The organism is Pseudoduganella sp. RAF53_2 (assembly GCF_052113985.1).
GTDB lineage: Bacteria > Pseudomonadota > Gammaproteobacteria > Burkholderiales > Burkholderiaceae_D > Rugamonas.
Genome location: NZ_JBFRDW010000936.1, coordinates 1 through 1,589 on the forward strand (window position 1 = coordinate 1; position 1,589 = coordinate 1,589).

1 protein-coding gene is annotated in these 1,589 nt (G+C 53.9%); it reads right to left on the reverse strand.

Features of this window, described 5'->3' with window-relative positions; genetic code table 11:
• Positions 1 to 101 precede the first annotated feature (101 nt).
• Positions 102 to 1,544, reverse strand: coding sequence for an IS1182 family transposase (locus AB4Z11_RS31185; RefSeq protein WP_442029981.1), 1,443 nt, complete (start codon positions 1,542 to 1,544; stop codon positions 102 to 104).
• Positions 1,545 to 1,589: the final 45 nt, after the last annotated feature.

A 1,589-nucleotide genomic window follows, 5' to 3' on the forward strand; every position in this document is an offset into this window, starting at 1 on the left:
GCAATGGGGCCAGGCCGTGTGAAAACGCGGCTGGATGCTACCGGTGCTGCAGTCGGCGAGACGAGTCGAACCGATTGAAGACGCGTCGAAGAAGAAAGGGCTTACAGCCCGATCAAGGCTGTTCTCAGCCCGTTAGTTCCCAGGATGCGCATCACTCGCTTCAGGTTGTAGGCGAGAACATGCAAACTCATCTCTGTCCGCACTCGCGAAAAAGTCCTGGTGAGAAAGTGCGTTGCCCCCATCCACGATTTCAAAGTGCCGAACGGATGCTCCACTGTGCGTCGTCGAATTTTGGCAGTGTCCCGCCGTTCGGCTAGCCTCTGCGCCATCCGATCAAGGACTTCTTCGTGCTCCCAGCGTGCGATTCGGCGATTGGTGCCAGTGGTGCATTGCGATTTGATTGAACATTTGGGGCATGCTGAGGACCAGTATTTTTTGAAAAGAAGCCCCTTTTCCATTATGGTGAAACGCAGTATTGCTCGCTCACCTGCCGGGCATTGGAACTCATCACTCTCGGGTAGGTATTGAAAATCGCGTTTGTCGAACTGCCCTTTTGCTCGATTGCCGGAAGTTAGCGGTTTGGGGACCAATGGGATCACCCCCAGCTCTTCACACGCCAGAATTTCAGGGCCGCTGAAATAGCCTCGGTCGGCATACACCACCAGACCGCCCTTGTGTAGCACCTCACTGGCTTGCTTGGCCATCGACGCGAGCTGTGTGCGGTCATGACCAACATTGGTTACTTCATGAGCGATGATCAGATGATGCTGCGTATCCACGGCGGTTTGTACGTTGTATCCTACCGTCGCCGTGCCTCGTCCGGTTGTTGACATCGAGCGTGCGTCCGGATCCGTCAGCGAAATCTGCTGGTCTGGTGTGGCCTTCAATTTCTTGTCGATTTCGGCAAGACTTTCAATTTGACCTTTGATGGCTGCGATCTTGTCTTTGATATGCGCCACGCGTGCCTCCGGAACCAGGATGGGTTCCCGGTCAGCTCGGTCAAGCTCTTCCATATAACGCGAAATGCCTTCTTCAAGCTGTTCGATTCGAGCTTGCAGCTTATTGTTGGTGAAATTCCGGTCACGATTATTCACCGCTTTGAACTTGCTACCGTCAATAGCCACGCCGCTGCTCTCAGAGAACATCCCAATCCGACGACATACCTGCACGAACTGCCTGCACACCTGGCAAATGGCATCGCCATTATTCTTACGGAAATCTGCGATGGTTTTGAAATCGGGCGTAAGCCTTCCGGTAAGCCACATCAATTCGACATTGCGCAGCGCTTCTCGCTCCAGGCGTCGGCTGGACTGAATTCGATTGAGATAACCGTAGATGTAAATGCCGAGCAGAACCGCCGGATGGTAAGCAGGCCGGCCCGTGCGTGCAGGTTCGGCGCCGGTAAAGCCAAGAGCATTGAGGTCCAGGGCTTCGATAAAAGCATCGACGACACGAACAATATTATCCTCGCCAACGTAGTCGTCCAACTGCTCTGGAAAAAGAATACACTGGCTGCGATCTGCTCCCTCGACATACCGCTTCATCCCGGCCTCCTGAGTGCATGCGTTGAAGTGATAACGCTTCAGGAA

What these genes read in the sequence shown, in the direction of transcription:
- AB4Z11_RS31185 (WP_442029981.1), bottom strand. Translation starts at nt 1,544, where the DNA reads ATGAAGCGGTATGTCGAGGGAGCAGATCGCAGCCAGTGTATTCTTTTT.